The sequence below is a fragment of the Pseudomonas sp. Marseille-Q7302 genome (genome assembly GCF_965111925.1).
The window spans coordinates 1,215,240-1,234,600 of record NZ_CBCOPK010000001.1 but is presented as its reverse complement, the minus strand read 5'-3'; the positions used below and the strand labels follow the sequence as shown (position 1 = coordinate 1,234,600).

At 64.1% G+C, this 19,361-nt stretch carries 13 protein-coding genes; 8 read left to right on the top strand and 5 right to left on the bottom strand.

Translation table 11 applies throughout. From position 1 onward, the window contains the following. Nucleotides 1-48 precede the first annotated feature (48 nt). The 5 genes from ACWPW1_RS05755 (at nucleotide 49) to ACWPW1_RS05735 (ending at nucleotide 5,681) form a co-directional block, all read left to right on the top strand. Complete coding sequence (locus ACWPW1_RS05755; protein ID WP_454252535.1) at nucleotides 49-1,548, top strand: leucyl aminopeptidase; 1,500 nt, start codon at nucleotides 49-51, stop codon at nucleotides 1,546-1,548. Nucleotides 1,549-1,618: 70 nt separating this feature from the next. Next, the gene (locus ACWPW1_RS05750) at nucleotides 1,619-2,047 is read left to right on the top strand and encodes a DNA polymerase III subunit chi (RefSeq protein ID WP_059313854.1); all 429 of its coding nucleotides are present in this window, start codon (nucleotides 1,619-1,621) and stop codon (nucleotides 2,045-2,047) included. 5 nt (nucleotides 2,048-2,052) lie between these two features. Then, nucleotides 2,053-2,415 (top strand): hypothetical protein, encoded by a 363-nt coding sequence (locus ACWPW1_RS05745; RefSeq protein WP_454252534.1) that lies wholly within the window; start codon nucleotides 2,053-2,055, stop codon nucleotides 2,413-2,415. An 85-nt stretch (nucleotides 2,416-2,500) separates the two neighbouring features. Then, entirely contained in the window at nucleotides 2,501-5,332 is a 2,832-nt protein-coding gene (locus tag ACWPW1_RS05740; protein ID WP_454252533.1) for a valine--tRNA ligase, read from the top strand. A 52-nt stretch (nucleotides 5,333-5,384) separates the two neighbouring features. After that, nucleotides 5,385-5,681, top strand: a complete 297-nt coding sequence (locus ACWPW1_RS05735) for a winged helix-turn-helix domain-containing protein (protein WP_454252532.1) — start codon at nucleotides 5,385-5,387, stop codon at nucleotides 5,679-5,681. Between the two features lie 3 nt (nucleotides 5,682-5,684). Here ACWPW1_RS05735 and ACWPW1_RS05730 read toward each other — a convergent pair whose 3' ends face one another. Both ACWPW1_RS05730 and purL read right to left on the bottom strand, forming a co-directional pair. Beyond that, nucleotides 5,685-5,999 carry an NGG1p interacting factor NIF3 gene (locus ACWPW1_RS05730; RefSeq protein WP_454252531.1) on the bottom strand — a complete coding sequence of 105 codons (315 nt, stop codon included), beginning with the start codon at nucleotides 5,997-5,999 and terminating at the stop codon, nucleotides 5,685-5,687. A gap of 102 nt (nucleotides 6,000-6,101) precedes the next feature. Continuing rightward, nucleotides 6,102-10,001 (bottom strand): phosphoribosylformylglycinamidine synthase, encoded by a 3,900-nt coding sequence (gene purL / locus ACWPW1_RS05725; protein WP_454252530.1) that lies wholly within the window; start codon nucleotides 9,999-10,001, stop codon nucleotides 6,102-6,104. Between the two features lie 316 nt (nucleotides 10,002-10,317). On the opposite strand from purL, the gene mltF reads away from it, so the two are divergent. Continuing rightward, nucleotides 10,318-11,802, top strand: a complete 1,485-nt coding sequence (mltF, locus tag ACWPW1_RS05720) for a membrane-bound lytic murein transglycosylase MltF (protein WP_454252529.1) — start codon at nucleotides 10,318-10,320, stop codon at nucleotides 11,800-11,802. Between the two features lie 512 nt (nucleotides 11,803-12,314). Here mltF and ACWPW1_RS05715 read toward each other — a convergent pair. The 3 genes from ACWPW1_RS05715 to ltrA all read right to left on the bottom strand — a co-directional run bounded on the left by ACWPW1_RS05715 (nucleotide 12,315) and on the right by ltrA (nucleotide 16,274). Then, nucleotides 12,315-13,274 carry an IS110 family transposase gene (locus ACWPW1_RS05715; RefSeq protein WP_454252528.1) on the bottom strand — a complete coding sequence of 320 codons (960 nt, stop codon included), beginning with the start codon at nucleotides 13,272-13,274 and terminating at the stop codon, nucleotides 12,315-12,317. 336 nt (nucleotides 13,275-13,610) lie between these two features. Continuing rightward, a complete protein-coding gene (tcdA, locus tag ACWPW1_RS05710) occupies nucleotides 13,611-14,396 on the bottom strand; it encodes a tRNA cyclic N6-threonylcarbamoyladenosine(37) synthase TcdA (protein WP_454252527.1) in 786 nt (261 codons plus the stop codon). Between the two features lie 138 nt (nucleotides 14,397-14,534). Then, nucleotides 14,535-16,274, bottom strand: coding sequence for a group II intron reverse transcriptase/maturase (gene ltrA, locus ACWPW1_RS05705; RefSeq protein WP_145152957.1), 1,740 nt, complete (start codon nucleotides 16,272-16,274; stop codon nucleotides 14,535-14,537). Nucleotides 16,275-17,407: 1,133 nt separating this feature from the next. Between ltrA and dapE the strand changes: the two genes are divergently transcribed. Together dapE and ACWPW1_RS05695 are read left to right on the top strand one after the other, a co-directional pair. Then, complete coding sequence (dapE, locus tag ACWPW1_RS05700; RefSeq protein WP_017641148.1) at nucleotides 17,408-18,550, top strand: succinyl-diaminopimelate desuccinylase; 1,143 nt, start codon at nucleotides 17,408-17,410, stop codon at nucleotides 18,548-18,550. Further along, complete coding sequence (locus tag ACWPW1_RS05695; protein ID WP_454252526.1) at nucleotides 18,547-19,359, top strand: putative RNA methyltransferase; 813 nt, start codon at nucleotides 18,547-18,549, stop codon at nucleotides 19,357-19,359. Before dapE ends, ACWPW1_RS05695 begins: the two co-directional genes overlap by 4 nt. Nucleotides 19,360-19,361 lie beyond the last annotated feature (2 nt).

The following is a 19,361-nucleotide window of genomic DNA, read 5'->3' as shown; positions in this document are numbered from 1 at the left end:
GCATTATATCCTGCGAACTCATGTGTTTGTCTTGGGGAGCTTCTCCTAATGGAATTCGTCGTCAAAAACGCTCGTCCGGAAACCCTGAAAACCGCCACGCTGGTCGTGGCCGTCGGTGAAGGCGGCGCGCTCGACGCAGCGGCCAGCGCCGTGGACGCTGCCACCTCCGGCGCCCTGAGCGCGGCGGTCAAGCGTGGTGACATCGCCGGCAAGGCCGGCCAGACCCTGCTGCTTACCAATCTTTCCGGTATCAAGGCCGAGCGCGTGCTGCTGGTGGGTAGCGGCGCTACCGAAGGCCTTTCCGACCGTCAGTACCGCAAGCTGGCCAGTGGCGCCCTGGGCGTGCTCAAGAGCCTGGGCGGCAGCGACGCCGCCATCGCCCTGGGCGATGTGCCGGTCAAGAATCGCGACGGCTACGCCCGCCTGCGCCTGCTGGCCGAGACCCTGGCCGACGGCGACTATGTCTTCGATCGCTTCAAGAGCAAGAAGGCCGAGCCGCGGCCGCTGAAGAAGCTGACCCTGGTCACCACCAAGGCCTCCCAGCCGGAGGCCGAGCGTGCCCTGGCCCATGCCCTGGCGATCACCCACGGCACCGCCTACGCCAAGGACTTCGGCAACCTGCCGCCAAACGTCTGCAATCCGGTCTATGTCGCCGATCAGGCCAAGGCCCTGGGCAAGCAGTTTAAGGATGCCGGCCTCTCCGTCGAGGTGCTCGACGAGAAGAAGATGCGCGAATTGGGCATGGGTTCCTTCCTCGCCGTGGCCCAGGGCAGCGCCCAGCCGCCGCGCCTGGTGGTGCTGCAATACAAGGGCGGGTCCAAGAATGCCCAGCCCTACACCCTGGTCGGCAAGGGCATCACCTTCGACACCGGCGGCATCAGCATCAAGCCCAGCGCCGGCATGGACGAGATGAAGTACGACATGTGCGGCGCCGCCAGCGTCCTGGGCACCTTCCGCGCCCTCATGGAGCTCAAGCCGGCGATCAACGTGGTGGGCCTGCTGGCCCTGGCCGAGAACATGCCCAGCGGTACCGCGACCCGTCCGGGTGACATCGTCACCAGCATGAGCGGCCAGACCATCGAGATCCTCAACACCGACGCCGAAGGCCGGCTGGTGCTGTGCGACACCCTCACCTATGCCGAACGCTTCCAGCCCAAGGCCGTGATCGACATCGCCACCCTGACTGGCGCCTGCATCACCGCACTGGGTTCGCTGGTCTCCGGCCTGATGGGCAACGACGATGCCCTGATCGACCAGGTCAAGCAGGCCGGTGATCGTGCCGACGACCGCGTCTGGCAACTGCCGCTGCACGAGGAGTACCAGGAGCAGCTGGACAGCCCCTTCGCCGACATGGCCAACATCGGCGGTCCCAAGGCGGGCACCATCACCGCGGGCTGCTTCCTGGCGCGCTATGCCAAGGCCTATCCCTGGGCCCACCTGGACGTGGCCGGCACGGCCTGGATCAGCGGCGGCAAGGACAAGGCTGCCACCGGACGCCCGGTCCCGCTGCTGGTGCAATACCTGCTCGACCGCACCGCCGAGGCTTAAGCCTCTACCCAAGGCCGCGACGCCCCTACGTCGCGGCCTTGCCGTTTCCCTCTTCTCTGCGTGATCCTCCATGACCCGTGTCGATTTCTACGTCTTGCCCTCCACCGATCCCGCGGCGCGGCTGGCCTTTGCCTGCCGGCTGGTGGACAAGGCCTGGAAGCAGGGCATGCCGGTCTATGTGCATTGCGCCGACACGGAGCAGCGTCAGCGCCTGGACGAACAGCTATGGGCCTTCCGTCCCGACAGCTTCATTCCCCACGACTTGGCGGAAACCGCCAGTGACAGTCCGGTGGTGCTGGGCCTGACCACGCCCGCCGAGCAGACGGGCGAACTGCTGATCAACCTGACCCTGGCCCCACCGCCCTGCCACGCGGGTTTCGCCCGGATCGCCGAGGTGGTCGTCGAGGCCCCCGACGTGCGGCAAGCGATGCGCGAAGGTTTTCGCTTCTACCGCAAGCTTGGCTATGCTCTACAGGACCATCAGTTGTCGCGTGTCTGATATCCATGACCAGCACCAAGCCTCCCGCGCACGTCCTGCAAGACCTCGAAGCCATCCGCCAGGTGCTCGACAAGAGCCGTAACACGGTCCAGCCGAGCAGCGCCGACGGTATCCCCATCCTGTCCGATGTCATCGCCCCCAGCGCCGAGCGGCTCAAGGCCATTCCGCCGCTGCTCGACCAGATCGTGCCGGAGCCCATCGAAGACGTGACGCCCAGCGCGCCGCGCGAAGACCTGGCCCACGTCCGCCTACGCCAGGAGGCACCGGCCATCCTGCAGGAACTGCTCGACGAGCAGCTGCCGCGCCTGGAAGCCGAACTGCAGCACCGCCTGGCACAACGCCTGGAAGAACTCCTGCAACGCTCCTGAGCCGACAGGCAAGGCGCCCTGCCGTCGGCGGGCTGGAGTCGCTATACTCGGAGGCTTTCCTCTTCCAGCGACAAAAGCCCCCTCCATGGACAAGACCTACCAGCCGCACGCCATCGAAACCTCCTGGTACCAGACCTGGGAACGCCAGGGCTACTTCGCGCCCCAGGGGTCGGGCGAGCCCTACACCATCATGATCCCGCCGCCGAACGTGACCGGCAGCCTGCACATGGGCCATGGCTTCAACAATGCCATCATGGATGCCCTGATCCGCTTCCGCCGCATGCAGGGTCGCAACACCCTCTGGCAGCCGGGCACCGACCACGCCGGCATCGCCACCCAGATGCTGGTGGAGCGCCGCATCGGTGCCGAGGGCCTGTCGCGCCATGACCTGGGCCGGGAAAAATTCCTGGAAAAGGTCTGGGAATGGAAGAACGAATCGGGTGGCAACATCAGCCGGCAGATCCGCCGCCTGGGCTCCTCGGTGGACTGGTCGCGCGAACGCTTCACCATGGACGACGGCCTCTCAGAGGCGGTCAAGGAAGCCTTCGTACGCCTGCACGAGGACGGCCTGATCTATCGCGGCAAGCGCCTGGTCAACTGGGACACCAAGCTGCACACCGCCATTTCCGACCTGGAAGTGGAAAGCCATGACGAGAAGGGCCACCTCTGGCACCTGCGCTATCCCCTGGCGGACGGCGCCCGCACCGCCGAAGGCATGGATCACCTGGTGGTCGCCACCACCCGCCCCGAGACCCTGCTGGGCGATGCCGCCGTGGCCGTGCATCCGGAAGATCCACGCTACAAGGATCTGATCGGCCAGTACGTCGAACTGCCCCTGGTGGGCCGCCGCATCCCCATTGTCGGCGACGACTATTGCGACCCCGAATTCGGCACCGGCTGCGTCAAGATCACCCCGGCCCACGACTTCAACGACTATGAAGTCGGCAAGCGCCACAACCTGCCGCTGATCAACGTCTTCGACGCCGACGCGGCCATCCTGCCTGGCGCCCAGGTGTTCAACCTGGACGGCAGCGTCAACGGCATGTTCGACGCCACCCTGCCCGCGGCCTACGCCGGCCTGGACCGCTTCGAGGCGCGCAAGCGTATCGTCGCCGACCTGGACGCCGCTGGCCGCCTGGAGAAGATCGAGGACCACGCCCTCAAGGTGCCCAAGGGCGACCGTTCCGGCACCGTGATCGAGCCCTGGCTGACCGACCAGTGGTACGTCTCCACCAAGCCCCTGGCCGAGAAGGCCATCGGCGTGGTCGAGAGCGGCGAGGTGCAGTTCGTGCCCAAGCAATACGAGAACATGTACTTCAGCTGGATGCGTGACATCCAGGACTGGTGCATCAGCCGCCAGCTCTGGTGGGGCCACCGCATTCCCGCCTGGTACGACCAGGCCGGCAACGTCTATGTCGGCCGTGACGAAGCCGAGGTACGCGCCAAGCACAACCTCGGTGACATCGCCCTGCGCCAGGACGATGACGTCCTGGATACCTGGTTCAGCTCCGGTCTCTGGACCTTCTCCACCCTGGGCTGGCCCGAGCAGACCGAGGCGCTGAAGACCTTCCATCCCACCGACGTGCTGGTCACCGGCTTCGACATCATCTTCTTCTGGGTCGCCCGGATGATCATGCTGTCCACCCACCTGACCGGGCAGATCCCCTTCAAGACCGTCTACGTCCACGGCCTGGTCCGCGATGGCCAGGGCCAGAAGATGTCCAAGTCCAAGGGCAACGTGCTCGATCCGCTGGACATCGTCGACGGCATCGACCTGGAGACCCTGCTGCAGAAGCGCACCAGTGGCCTGATGCAGCCCAAGCTGGCCGAGAAGATCGCCAAGCAGACCCGCGCCGAATTCCCGGATGGCATCGCCAGCTACGGCACCGACGCCCTGAGATTCACCTTCTGTTCCCTGGCCACCACCGGCCGCGACGTCAAGTTCGACATGGGTCGCGTCGAGGGCTATCGCAACTTCTGCAACAAGCTGTGGAACGCGGCGAACTTCGTCATGGAGAACGTCGAAGGCCAGGACACCGGCGTCAATGACGAACCCGTGGAGCTCTCCTCGGTGGATCGCTGGATCATCTCCCAGCTGCAGCGCACCGAGGCCGAGGTGACCCGTCAGCTCGACGCCTTCCGCTTCGACCTGGCTACCCAGGCCCTCTATGAATTCGTCTGGGACGAGTACTGCGCCTGGTACCTGGAACTGGTCAAGCCGGTGCTGTGGGACGAGAACGCCTCCATCGAGCGTCAGCGTGGCACCCGCCGCACCCTGGCGCGGGTCCTGGAAGTGGTACTGCGCCTGGCGCATCCCTTCATGCCCTTCATCACCGAGGAAATCTGGCAGCGCCTCAAGGCGCCGGCCGGTGTCCAGGGCGAGACCCTGATGCTCCAGCCCTGGCCGGTGGCCAACGAGGCGCGCATCGACGCCGCCGCCGAAGGCGACATCGAGTGGGTCAAGGCGCTGATGCTGGGCGTGCGGCAGATCCGTGGCGAGATGAAGATCTCCATGGCCAAGCGCATCGACATCATCGTCGCCAACACCAGTGCCGAGGACCAGCGTCGCCTGGCCGACTTCGAGCCGCTGCTGAACAAGCTGGCCAAGCTGGAATCGGTCCGCGTCCTGGCCGCCGGCGAGGAAGCACCGATGTCCGCCACCACCCTGGTGGGTGAGATGGAAGTGCTGGTGCCCATGGCCGGGCTGATCGACAAGGACGCGGAACTTACGCGCCTGGACAAGGAGATCGGCCGCCTGGAGGGCGAGGTCAAGCGCGTCGGCGGCAAGCTGGCCAACGAAGGCTTCGTCGCCAAGGCCCCGGCCGAGGTGCTGGAGAAGGAGCGCGCCAAACTGGCCGAAGCCGAGCAGGCCCTGGCCAAGATGGTGGAACAGCGGCAGCGCATTGCCACCCTCTGATGCCCCTGAAGCCCACCCTCGCGGTGGGCTTTTTCTTGACCGGAAGATTTTCATGGACGTAAGCAAGACCAAGACCAGCTTCTATCGCCGGCTCTATGTGGCCTGGCTGGTGGCCAGCGGCACCGCCACCAGCGTACCCGCGCTGATGGCCGCCACCGGCATGCCGCGGCGTACGGCCCAGGACACCCTGCTGGCCCTGGCCGATCTGGATATCAACTGTCAGTTCGTGCAGGGCGACGGCGCGCGCAACAACGCGGGCGGCTACGAGATCCGCGATTGGGGCGCGGTGGATCCACGCTGGGTGGAGCGTGAGCTTGCGCGGATCAAGACCGTTCTCGGCTATCCCTGACAGCTAGAAATCCAGCACCTGCACCACGTCGTAGGCCGGCGTTTCATAGGGATGTGCCTCCTTGAGCGCCGCCACGGCCTGACGGGCGACCTGCTCATCGCCCAGTACCAGCTCCACTCGCCATTCCGTTAGCTGTTCGAGACTGCCCTGCTCGCCCAGGTGCGGCTGGCTGCCTGCCAGTGGACGGAACTGACCGAGGCCCTGGACCTGCCAGCAGCAACTGTCATAGAGCCCGATGCGGCCACCGCCGACAGCAAAGATCGCCTGCTTGACGGCATCGAGGTGCGAGTCGGGAACATAGAAACACAGCTTGAACATCGAGGACTCCGGAGACGCTGGACGGTCCCTTCAGCTTAAGCCCTTCCCAGAAAGACGAAACCCGCGCCGAGGCGCGGGTTTCGTCAGGCGCAAGCCGTGGACTCAGTCCACCCAGACCCGGGCGTTGCGGAACAGGCGCATCCAGCCACCGTCCTCGCCCTGCCAATCGGCCGGGATCCAGGAGTTCTGCACGGCGCGGAAGCAGCGCTCGGGGTGCGGCATCATCAACAGCACGCGACCGTCCTGGCTGGACAGACCGGTGATGCCCAGCGGCGAACCGTTGGGGTTGGCCGGGTAGGCCTCGGTGACCTTGCTGTGACCGTCCACGTAGCGAAGCGCCACGGTGCCGGAGACATCGGCGGCAACCAGGGCCTGCTGATTCGGGTATTCAGCGAAGCCTTCGCCGTGGGCGATGGCGATGGGCAGCCGCGACCCGGCCATCCCGGCGAGGAACAGGGAGGGCGAATCCTGCACCTGGACCATGGCCACCCGCGCCTCGAACTGCTCGGAGCGGTTGCGCACGAAGCGCGGCCAGAATTCGCTGCCGGGCACCAGCTCGCGCAGGTTGGCGACCATCTGGCAGCCGTTGCACACGCCCAGGGTAAAGGTGTCGGTGCGCTCGAAGAACTGCTGGAAGCCGTCACGGGCGCGGGCGTTGAACAGGATGGACTTGGCCCAGCCACCGCCGGCGCCGAGCACGTCGCCATAGGAGAAGCCGCCACAGGCGACCACGCCCTTGAAGTCCGCCAGGTCGATGCGACCGGAGAGGATGTCGCTCATGTGCACGTCGATGGCGGCGAAGCCGGCGCGATCGAAGGCCGCGCCCATCTCCACCTGACCGTTGACGCCCTGCTCCCGCAGGATGGCGACCTGGGGCCGCACGCCCTTCTTGATGTAGGGGGCGCAGATGTCCTCGTTGGGATCATAGGCCAGCTTGGCCGACAGACCCGGATGATCCTCTTCCAGCAGGGCATCGAATTCCTGCTGGGCGCAGTCGGCGTTGTCGCGCAGGCGCTGGATCTGGAAGCTGGTCTCGCTCCAGACGCGCTGCAGCATGCGCCGCTCCGCCCGGTACAGGTGCTCGTCGTGGTAGTGGATGTTGATCTCGTAGCCGTTGACCGGATTACCGATCACCGCCACGCAATCTTCCAGACCGGCCGCGCTGAACTGGGCCAGCACCTCGTGGGTGAAGTCCTGGGGCACCTGGATGACGGCGCCCAGCTCTTCGGCGAAGAGCGCGCGGGTCAGTTCGTCACGGTCGGCGGCCAGGGCGTCCAGGCGCAGGGCCAGGCCGCAGTGACCGGCAAAGGCCATTTCCACCACGGTGGTGATGAGGCCACCATCGGAACGGTCGTGGTAGGCCAGCAACAGGCCATCCTGGTTGAGGCCCTGGATCACCGCGAAGAAGGCCTTGAGGTCTTCGGCCTCGTCGACGTCGGGAGCCTGCTGGCCGAGCTTGCCATGGGTCTGGGCGAGGATGGAGCCGCCCAGGCGATTCTGGCCACGACCCAGGTCGATGAGGATCAGGTCGGTCTGGCCCTTGTCCAGGCGCAGCTGGGGGGTCAGGGTGCGACGGATGTCCTGCACCGGGGCGAAGCCGGTAATCACCAGCGACAGCGGTGCGGTGACGCTCTTGTCTTCGCCGCCGTCCTGCCAGCGGGTCTTCATGGACATGGAGTCCTTGCCGACCGGGATGGTGATGCCCAGCTCCGGGCACAGCTCCATGCCTACCGCCTTGACGGTTTCATAGAGGCGCGCGTCTTCGCCCGGGTGGCCGGCGGCGGCCATCCAGTTGGCGGAGAGCTTGATGTCGCCGAGCTTCTCGATGCGCGCAGCGGCCAGGTTGGTGATGGTCTCGCCGATGGCCATGCGGCCGGAAGCGGGCGCGTCGAGCAGCGCCAGCGGGGTGCGCTCGCCCATGGCCATGGCTTCGCCGGTGTGGACGTCGAAGCTGGTGGCGGTCACGGCGCAGTCGGCTACCGGGACCTGCCAGGGGCCGACCATCTGGTCGCGGGCGACCAGGCCGGTGATGGTGCGGTCGCCGATGGTGATCAGGAAGCTCTTGCTGGCCACCGCCGGGTGACGCAGCACACGCTCGACCGACTCGGTCAGGTCCAGGCCGGCGCCGTCGAAGGCGTCGCCCAGTTCGGCTTCACGGGTCGCGCTGCGGTGCATGCGCGGCGGCTTGCCGAGCAGGACGTCCAGCGGCATGTCCACGGCGTTGTTGCCGAAGTGGCTGTCGGCCACGGTCAGCTGGCGCTCCTCGGTGGCCTCGCCGACCACGGCGAAGGGGCAGCGCTCGCGTTCGCAGATGGCCTTGAAGGTCTCGAAGTTCTCGGCGTCCACGGAGAGCACATAGCGCTCCTGGGACTCGTTGCACCAGATCTCCAGCGGGCTCATGCCTGGCTCGTCGTTCGGCACGTTGCGCAGTTCGAAGCGGCCGCCGCGACCGGCATCGTTGACCAATTCGGGGAAGGCGTTGGACAGGCCGCCCGCGCCTACATCATGGATGAAGGTGATGGGGTTGTTTTCGCCCAGCTGCCAGCAGCGGTCGATGACCTCCTGGCAGCGGCGCTCCATTTCCGGGTTCTCGCGCTGCACCGAGGCGAAATCCAGGTCGGCGGAGCTGGCACCGGTGGACATGGACGAGGCGGCGCCGCCGCCCAGACCGATCAGCATGGCCGGACCACCGAGCACGATGAGCTTGCCGCCCACCGAGATGTCGCCCTTCTGCACGTGGTCGGCGCGGATGTTGCCCAGGCCGCCGGCGAGCATGATCGGCTTGTGGTAGCCACGCACCTCGGGACCACGCGGGGTCTCGACCTGCTGCTCGAAGGTGCGGAAGTAGCCGGCCAGGGCCGGACGACCGAATTCGTTGTTGAAGGCGGCGCCGCCCAGCGGGCCTTCGATCATGATGTCCAGCGGGGTGACGATGCGCTCGGGCTTGCCGTAGGGCTGCTCCCAGGGCTGCTCGAAACCGGGGATGTTCAGGTTGGAGACGGTGAAGCCGGTCAGGCCGGCCTTGGGCTTGGAGCCGCGACCAGTGGCACCTTCGTCGCGGATCTCACCGCCGGAGCCAGTGGAGGCGCCGGGGAAGGGGGCGATGGCGGTCGGGTGGTTGTGGGTCTCCACCTTCATCAGGATGTGCACGGGCTGGCTGTGCGCCCCGTATTCGCGGGACTCGGCGTCGGGGTAGAAGCGCCCGGCGGTGAAGCCTTCCATGACCGCGGCGTTGTCCTTGTAGGCGGACAGCACACCGGTGCGGTTCATCTCGTAGGTGTTCTTGATCATGCCGAACAGCGACTTCTCCTGGCTTTCGCCGTCGAGATCCCAGCTGGCATTGAAGATCTTGTGCCGGCAGTGCTCGGAGTTGGCCTGGGCGAACATCATGAGTTCGATGTCATGGGGATTGCGCCCCAGGGCGGTGAAGCTCTTGACCAGGTAGTCGATCTCGTCCTCGGCCAGGGCCAGGCCCAGCTCCAGATTGGCCTGCTCCAGGGCAGCGTGACCACCGCCGAGCACGTCCACCGCGGTGAGCGGCTTGGGCGCGGCATGGCTGAAGATGTCGGCGGCGGCGTCCAGGGTCGGCAGCACGCGCTGGGTCATGCGGTCATGCAGGGCCGCGGCCAGCTGCTCGTGGGCAGCGGCGTCCAGTTCGCCAGCAACGTAGTACGCCACGCCGCGCTCCAGGCGCTCGATCTGCGCCAGGCCACAGTTGTGGGCGATGTCGGTGGCCTTGCTCGACCAAGGCGAAATGGTGCCCAGGCGGGGCACGATCAGGAACAGCGCGCCGCTGGGTTCCTGCTGGGGGACGCTGGGGCCGTATTGCAGCAGTCGGCCGAGGATGCCCTCTTCCTCCGCGCTCAGGGTGCCGGCGACTTCGGCGAAATGAACGAACTCGGCATAGAGCCCGGAAACACCGGGAACCAGGCGAGTCAGCTGGTCGAGAAGTTTGCCGTGACGGAACGAAGAAAGAGCGGGAGCGCCGCGCAGGATCAGCATCGGGGACAGCCTCGGGGCCAAGTCACTTTGGGGCCGTGCATTCTAGACTAAAGGCGCGCCGGGGACACCTTCCGGCGACGAGGGTTCATGCAGCCTTACCACCACCCTTGTATGTATAAAATGGGCGCTTTGCCACTTCTCGCGTATACTGCCCGCCGTTACGGCCTGCCGCGCCCCATGGACGCGGCTCCCCATTGGGCTCAGGATAGAGCCTTTGGCCGGACCGGTGGCGCGGAGCGTCCCGACCATAACGAGTGCCCGGAGGGGCCGACCGATGAGGCGCGTCAGCAAGGCGCCAGTGCCGTTTTGATGCCGTATGGCCGAGCTAGCCCATTTGAATAGAGCCTTCAAGCGATTCGCCTGGCTTACCCTGCCCTTCCTCGCCTTGCTCATGAGCTGCGGGGAGGCCGACGTGCCTGCGCCGCCCAAGCCGACCGCGCTGGAGCAGGTGCAGCAGGCGGGTGTGCTACGCGTGGTGACGCGCAACAGTCCGGCGACCTACTTCCAGGACCGCAACGGCGAGACCGGTTTCGAATACGAACTGGTCAAGGGCTTCGCCGAATCCCTCAAGGTGCGCCTGGAAATCAGCACCGCCGACAACCTCGACGACCTCTTCAATCGCCTGACCGCGCCGGACGGGCCGGTGATCGCCGCGGCCGGACTCACGCCCTCGGTCAATCGCCAGAATCTCAAGTTCTCCCGCAGCTATCTGGACGTGGTGCCCCAGGTCATCTATCGCAACGGCACCGTTCGCCCCAGCACGCCCAAGGACATGGTCGGCAAGCGCATCCTGGTGCTCAAGGGCAGCAGCCAGGCCCAGCAACTAAAAGCGCTGCAGGCCCAGGTGCCGGGGCTGGCCTTCGACGAATCCGATCAGGTGGAGGTCAGCGACCTGCTGCGCATGGTCGACGAGGGCCAGATCGACCTGACCCTGGTGGATTCCAACGAGCTGGCCATGAACCAGGTGTATTTCCCCAACGTGCGGGTGGCCTTCGACCTGGGCGACAACCAGGGCCAGGCCTGGGCCTTGCAACCCGGCGAGGACAACAGCCTGCTCGATGCGGTCAACGCCTACCTGGACAAGGTCCGCCGCGACGGCACCCTGCAGCAGCTCAAGGAGCGCTACTACGGCCACGTCGACGTGCTTGGTTACGTCGGTGCCTACACCTTCGCCCAGCACCTGCAGGAGCGCCTGCCCAAGTACGAGAAGCACTTCCGCAAGGTGGCGCAGAAGCACCAGCTGGACTGGCGCCTGCTCGCCGCCATGGGCTACCAGGAATCGCTGTGGACGCCGGACGCCACCTCCAAGACCGGGGTACGCGGGCTGATGATGCTGACCAACAACACCGCCCAGGCCATGGGGGTATCCAACCGCTTGGACCCTGAGCAGAGCATCACCGGCGGCGCCAAGTACTTCGACCAGATCCGCGACGACCTGCCGGACAGCATCAAGGAACCGGATCGCACCTGGTTCGCCCTGGCCACCTACAACATCGGCATCGCCCACATCCTCGACGCCCGCCGCCTGGCCGAGTCCCAGGGCCTGGACCCGGATCGCTGGCTGGACGTGAAGAAGATGCTGCCGCGCCTGGCGCAAAAGCAGTGGTACAGCAAGACCCGCTACGGCTACGCCCGCGGCGGCGAGACGGTGGAATTCGTGCAGAACGTGCGCCGTTACTACGACATCCTCACCTGGACCACCCAGCCGCAGATGGAAGGCCAGCAACTGGCCAAGACCGGCCTGCACGTCCCCGCCATCGCCGACGACCGGCCCACCCGGGAAACGCCGCAGGATATGTGAGGCACGATACTGCCCCCTCTCCCTCGGGGAGAGGGTTGGGGTGAGAATCTAGCCAAACGAAGCCCGTAGCGTGGAAAACCGCGCAGCGTTTTCCACTGGCATCCGGCACCACCCCGCGTGGACAAGGCTGCGCCGTTGTCCACCCTACGCAGCTGCACGTCCCCGCATCGCCGACGACCGCCACACCCGGGAAACGCCGCAGGATATGTGAGGCACGACACTGCCCCCTCTCCCTCGGGGGCTGGGGTGAGGGTCTAGCCAAACGAAGCCCGTAGCGTGGAAAACCGTGCAGCGTTTTCCACTGGCATCCGGCATCACCCCGCGTGGCCAAGGCTGCGCCGTTGTCCACCCTACGCAGCTATCGCCCTCCAGAACGCAGGTTGGGCTGAGGCAGCTCCATCGCCGAAGCCCAACATGCGGGCTCGACCTGGGCAGCGTTGGGCTTCGCTGCGCTCAACCCAACCTACCGAAGCGTCCCTTCGCCCTCCAGAACGTAGATACCGTCTTCCACCTCAGTGTGCAATTGCCAATGCAGGATCGAAAGGCTTGCCCGATTTGAGCACGCCATAGGCGATGCTCAGCAGCTTGCGCATGGCGGCGCAGACGGTTTGTTTCCCTTTCTTGCCCTTGGCTTTCAGGCGCTCGGCTTGCGCCTTGATCGCGGGGTTATGGGTCAACGCCACGACGGCAGGCAGGTACAGCGCGGTGCGCAAGCGGGCTGATCCCGTACGCGAGATACAGGTACGGCCACGATAGGTGCCAGACTCCTGCAAGCGTGGATCCAGACCCGCAAAGGCAGTGACGGCGCGGGCATGAGTGAAGCGACCGATATCGCCCAGCTCAGCTAGGATCAGGGCTGCGGTCTTGTCGGCGATGCCGTCTATGCTCACCAGCAGATCACGTTTGCCGCGCAGGTCCGGATCATCGTCGATGTGCCGTTTGATCTGCTCTAGCGTCCAGGCAATCTGTTCATCGAGCCGCTGCAGGACTGCTCGGATCGAGTCCTGGACGTTTTCCGGGCTGACCTCGAGTCGGTTGAGCTCCATCTGCCGCAGCGATCGAAGATCTTCCAAGCGTCGGGTCAGCGCGCGGAGTTGGCGCAAGGGCAGAGGCTCAGGTTGCCAGGCCCGTAGTCGATCCAGATGCAGCTGGCCATAGGTGGCAATCAGCTTGGCATCGAGCTTGTCTGTCTTGCTGCGCTGCAGCTGACTTTGTGCATAGCGGGCAACCTGCGCAGGGTTGAGTATGGCGATCCGATAGCCCAAGGCATGAAAGTGCTCGGCAAGGGCTTCGTGGTAGATGCCGGTCGCCTCCATCACGATCCAGGCGTCCGGTTCGGCATGCCGCTGCAGCCAGTCGGCAAAGACCGCGAAGCCTGCCTTGTCGTTAGCCAGTTTGCCCTTGGTTCGATACTTGCCGTTGGGTTGCAGCATCGCCAGATCAAAGGTGCGCTTGGCGATATCGATGCCCACTACCACTGCCATGAGATCTCCTCCACGAAGGTGTCTTGATGATCACGTCATCCTGTCCAACCTTGCGTAATACGAGCTCTTGTGGCTCCAGATACCGTTCGGACTTAATGGATGAGTGTGGAGGAGGCAGCCCAATCTACGTTGCAAGCTCAAAGGCTTAAGGGTGGATACGGCTTGCCATCCTCCCCCGATGATCAGTCGGGGACTATGACCTCGCAAAGGGGCCGTAGTCGAGATACAAGGTTGGGCTGAGGCAGCTCCATCGCCGAAGCCCAACATGTGGGCTCGACCTGGGCAGCGCTGGGCTTCGCTGCGCTCAGCCCAACCTGCGAAAAGCTACTTCTTCGGCTTCTGGATCAGCTTGTCCACAGCCCGGGCCGCGGCGACCATGCCGAAGGTGGCGGTGACCATCATCACCGCGCCGAAGCCGCCGGCGCAGTCCAGGCGCACACCTTCGCCGACGAAACTCTTCTGCTGGCAAACGCTGCCGTCCGGCTTGGGATAGCGCAGCTGCTCGGTGGAAAAGACGCAGGGCACGCTGTAGTGGCGGCTGGGATTGCGCGAGAAGCCATAGTCGCGACGCAGCAGCGAACGCACCCGCGAGGCCAGAGGGTCGTTGTAGGTGCGATTGAGGTCCACCACCTGGATCTGGGTCGGGTCGATCTGGCCGCCGGCGCCGCCAGTGGTGACGATGGCGATCTTGCGCCTCTTGCACCAGGCGATCAGCGCCGCCTTGGAGGCCACGCTGTCGATACAGTCCAGCACCAGGTCAAGATCCTCGGTGATGTAGTCGGCCATGGTCTCGCGGGTGACGAAGTCCGCCACCGCCTTCACCTCGCAGGCCGGGTTGATGGCCTGGATGCGCTCGGCCATCACCATGACCTTGGGCCGGCCCACCTGGCCTTCCAGGGCGTGCACCTGGCGATTGGTGTTGCTGACGCAGACGTCGTCCAGATCGAACAGGCTGATGCGACCGACACCGCTGCGAGCCAGGGCTTCGGCAGCCCAGGAACCTACCCCGCCAATGCCGACCACGGCGACGTGACTGGCGGCCAGGCGCTCGACGGCCTCCTGCCCATAGAGCCGGGCGATCCCACCGAAGCGTTGTTCATCGAACGTCATGAAGGCTTTCCAGTCGGGTAGCCCTGGATCATTATCTGATCCAGAGCCCCCTAAGAACCGTGCGGGCGACTTTCACCGCACACGGCTCAAGCTTACGAAAAACCAGCCAATAGCTGGCCGGCAACTGTGACTACGATCTTAACACTTAAGACCGCTGTATCGCAGGGTTACCTTATGCCGCCGGCTATGAACCAGCGAGTGGCAGCTTGGGTGAAGAAGTGTACGGTTGTTCAAAGTGTCTGGACCGCCGTCCACCCGTCTGATGACATGGTGATCGTCCCATCCAGTCTCTTTAGTGATTGCGTGACCACACAGCGCGCATTTTCCTTGCTGTCGTCGGAAAAGATAAAGTATTTGTCTTCGATAACGCAGCTTGTGCTGCATCCGTTTGACCCTTAACTTCTCCCACTCCTGCTCGCGCTCCACATCATAGGGTTGGTACTCAACCGCTAGGTGCATGTGCCGCACAATCTCCGTATCCGCCAATCTGTAAAGCTGACGGAGCTTCTGCTCTCCTTTACTACTCTTATGAAGGGATGCAAACACCCAGTTCCGCGTGCCGATTGCATGAAAGTATTTGTTTTCACACCATGCGGCCAGTTTTCTTGGATGTCTGCGTTTCGCCCACCGCTTCAATAGCCAGTGAATGTCGCTATCTAGCTTATTGAAGGTCTTCTTTGCCACCACTGGAGAGTGATAGTTAGCCCACCCTTTCAGTACCGGATTTAGGCGTCCGATTAACTCTCCCTGAGTTAGTGCACCACTGCTCCTCACTATCTCTTTCACCTTACGATAGAATGCAGAAACATTCTTTCTTGCCGGTTTTATAAATAGCTTGGCACGCTTATATGGCGACCTCGGCACATACTTCCTAAAGTTCCACCCTAAAAAGTCAAAGCCTTTGTAGATGTGAGTGATATGAGTTTTCTCAGAGGACAGCTTGACCCCTCGTGCTGACAGGAATAGCTCGACCCATGGTTGGACTTCGTCACGCAACAGCTCGTTACTATCCGCTGTGATGACGAAATCATCCGCATACCTAACCACATGCACCTTTAGCTTCTCCGCCCTTTTCTTCCCAAACTTGGAAATCAAATACGTTCGAAGCTGAGACTCCAACCCATTTAGTGTGGCGTTGGCCAAGCAGGGCGAGATGATCCCACCTTGTGGCGTTCCGGCCTCCGTAGCCTTGAAGTGTCGCCGGTCGATTACCCCGGCCTTCAACCACAGCCGCAGCACCTTCTTGTCCATAGGGACGTTCTGGCACAGCCACTCGTGATTGATGTTGTCGAAGAACCCCTTGATATCTCCTTCCAATATCCACTGGGCACAGGTCCGCTGTGAGAGTAGGTTGAAGAGTTCGGCCATTGCATCAGTCGTTGATCGGTCAGGCCTAAAGCCATAACTTTTCGGATCGCTGCTGCTTTCGATAACCGGCTCAAGGGCGGCTAAGTAGAGCGCTTGCATGGCCCGATCAAACATCGTCGGTATGCCTAGTGGACGCTTTTCCTTCTTTCCTGGCTTCGGTATCCACACCCGCCGAAGCGGTTTGGGCCGATAGCCTCGTTTCTCCGATAGACGCTTCGCGGCGTAGAGCTTGGCTGGGGGCGTCCCCCAGGTTTCTCCATCGACGCCCGGAGTCTTGCGACCCCGGTTTTCAGTCACCCGTCTTACAGCCAAACAGCGACCATAAAACGAATGGGTCAGTAACCGTTGTAGACGTTTAACCCTACGCCAGTCACTAGCCTTTGTTGCCTGCGCAATCTTCAACTGCGTTTTCCGAACGGAGATTTGGATCTTGGCCCAATCGAGATCGTGCCAGCCCTTCACACCGTCAGGAGACGCAGACGAAACCGGTGTTGCTGGTTGCGTATTCATACAGTCCTCCTCAGGTCAGTAACCTTCGGGACGGACTTCTCCCCCTAGGGGTTGAAGTCACCCCTAGGGTCGTTTCGCTGGAAATCAGCACTAGATCATGCGCCCGTAAACCAGGTGCACGTCAGCCAGGGTTGCCCCTGTCGATAATGTTTCAATCGATATGCCGCCCATTACAGACAGCCATTCGCTTTTTGCACCCTCCCATTCCCCACACCCAACAGCTTTCCTTGCGGATTGCCTGCCTTCCGATGTTGCTGGTTAGGCGGGTGGTCGGGATTGCCACGTTCCCCGATGTGCATCGATTCCCCGGTTAGGTTCCGTCTTTCCCCCGGCAGTCATAGTGATACCGCGTCGCCTCTTTTGACGGCGAGCGCCGAACTGCGGTGCCATTTTTGGCTAAGGCCTATTAATTGCCGTAGGCCCGTTACTGTTTACGGAGGGTCAAGCGACGATTCACTTTCGTTAACCGTACGGGTTAGGTCACTAGCCCCTTGCCCCCGTGCAATTCGGGAGCTGCACGTGGCTGTTACCAGCCATCGCACCCCCATTTGGGGTAGGACGTTGTCGATCGGGCTTCACACCCCAGGGTTGGCCCCCGACGCATGCCGATGTAGTGAACTGGCAGGTACATGCCAGGCTCGGTGCCCCCTATGCCAGCGAGGTTGAGCAATGCACAACGGAGCGGTTGCTCCGTGCTTGGACGAGATACCCTAGCGTCTCACGACGTTGGCATAGGCCAAATGAGACCAAGGCATCCCAGTGATGGATTGACCCCTTGCGGGATCGATCACCCACAGGGAGTCTTGTTACATTTAGATACAATTCCACTAATGGAAATTGCTCTCTGTTACGTCCAATTGATCAATTTATAGCCGGAAACGGCCAAAATTGAGACGTACTAACCCTGACGAGCAGGGATCGTAATGTCCCCACAGGTGGGTCAAAGCAGACGCGGCAGGACCGGCTCTCGTGCTTCTTCAGGCTTTAAACCCTTGTAAAACAAGGGTTTAGGTGCCAAGGCAAGCTACCAACCAAGCACAACACGAGCATTCGTGTCGCACCAAAAGCCACAGTATAGGTTTTCCTTTACCATACCGCTCCCCCTGAACCCTAGCCGCCTCCCGGGACCCGCCATGACCACCGCCCTCACCCCCACCCTGGAACTCGCCTGCGACCTGATCGGCCGAGCTTCGGTCACGCCGCTGGACGAAGGCTGCCAGGCCCTGATGATGCAGCGCCTGGAGCGCCTGGGCTTCGCCCTCGAACCCCTGCGCTTCGAGGAGGTGGACAACTTCTGGGCGCGCCGTGGCGGCGAGGGTCCGGTGCTGTGCTTCGCCGGCCACACCGACGTGGTGCCCACCGGACCGCTGGAGGCCTGGCAGCAGGCGCCCTTCAATGCCCATGTGGATGCCGACGGCATGCTGCGCGGCCGTGGTGCCGCCGACATGAAGGGCAGCCTGGCGAGCATGATCATCGCCGTGGAGCGCTTTGTCGCCGACCATCCCGACCATCGCGGTGCCATCGCCTTCCTGATCACCAGTGACGAGGAAGGCCCCGCCCTGCACGGCACCCGCGCCGTGGTCGAGCGCCTGCGCGAGCGCGGCGAGCGGTTGGACTGGTGCATCGTCGGTGAGCCCTCCAGTACCCGGTTGCTGGGCGATGTGGTCAAGAACGGTCGCCGCGGTTCGCTCAATGGCCGCCTGACCGTGCGCGGCAAGCAGGGCCATGTGGCCTATCCGCACCTGGCGCGCAATCCCATCCACCTGGCGGCCCAGGCCCTGGCGGATCTCGCCGCCGAGCAATGGGACGACGGCAACGCCTTCTTCCCGCCCACCAGCTTCCAGATTTCCAATCTCAACTCCGGCACTGGTGCCGGTAATGTGGTGCCGGGCGAACTGCAGGCGCTGTTCAACTTCCGCTTCTCCACCGAATCCACCGTGGAAGGCCTGCAGGCCCGCGTCGAGGCCATCCTCGACCGCCATGGCCTGGACTGGCACATCGACTGGTCGCTGTCCGGCCTGCCCTTCCTCACCGAGCCGGGCGACCTGCTCGACGCCGTCGCGGCCAGCGTGGAGGCGGTCACCGGCTATCGCCCCGAGGCCTCAACCAGTGGCGGCACCTCGGATGGTCGCTTCATCGCTACCCTGGGCGCCCAGGTGGTGGAACTGGGTCCGGTCAACGCCACCATCCACCAGGTGGACGAGCACGTGCTGGCCAGCGACCTGGATCTCCTGACCGAGGTCTACTACGGCACCCTGGTGCGGTTGCTGGCATGAAACTCATCTGTCCGCTCTGTCAGGCCCCGCTGGCCGAACTCGAAGGTGGCGTCGGCTGCCCAGCCGGCCATCGCTTCGACCGCGCCCGTCAGGGCTACCTGAATCTCCTGCCGGTGCAGCACAAGAAGAGCCTGGATCCGGGTGACAACGCCGCCATGGTCGAGGCACGCCGACGCTTTCTCGATGCCGGTCACTATGCGCCCCTGGCCGAGCGCCTGGCGCAGCTGGCTGCCGAACGCGCGCCCCAGCGCTGGATCGACGTGGGCTGTGGCGAAGGCTTCTATACCGCACGCCTGGCCCAGGCCCTGCCCGCCGCTGACGGCTATGCCCTGGACATCTCCCGCGAGGCGGTGCGCCGCGCCTGCCGACGTACCCCAGCGCTGACCTGGCTGGTGGCGAGCATGGCGCGCCTGCCGCTGCCGGACGCCAGTTGCCAGCTGCTGGCCAGTGTCTTCAGCCCCATCGACTGGGCCGAGGCCCTGCGCGTGCTGGCACCAGGCGGCGGCATCCTGCGTCTGGGCCCGGCCAGCGCCCACCTGCTGGAGTTGCGCCAGCGGCTCTATGACGAGGTACGTGACTATGCCGCAGACAAGCACCTGCAGGATCTGCCGCCCGGGCTGGAACTGGCCCACAGCGAAGGGCTCGAATTCGTGCTGCCGCTGGCCGAGCGCCAGACCCGCGAAGACCTACTGGCCATGACGCCCCACGGTTGGCGCGTCAACGCCAAGCGTCGCGAGCGGGTCCTGGCCGAGCCCTTCGAGGTGCGGGTGGCAGTACGTTACGATTGGATCGTCAAATCCGGAGCCTAAGC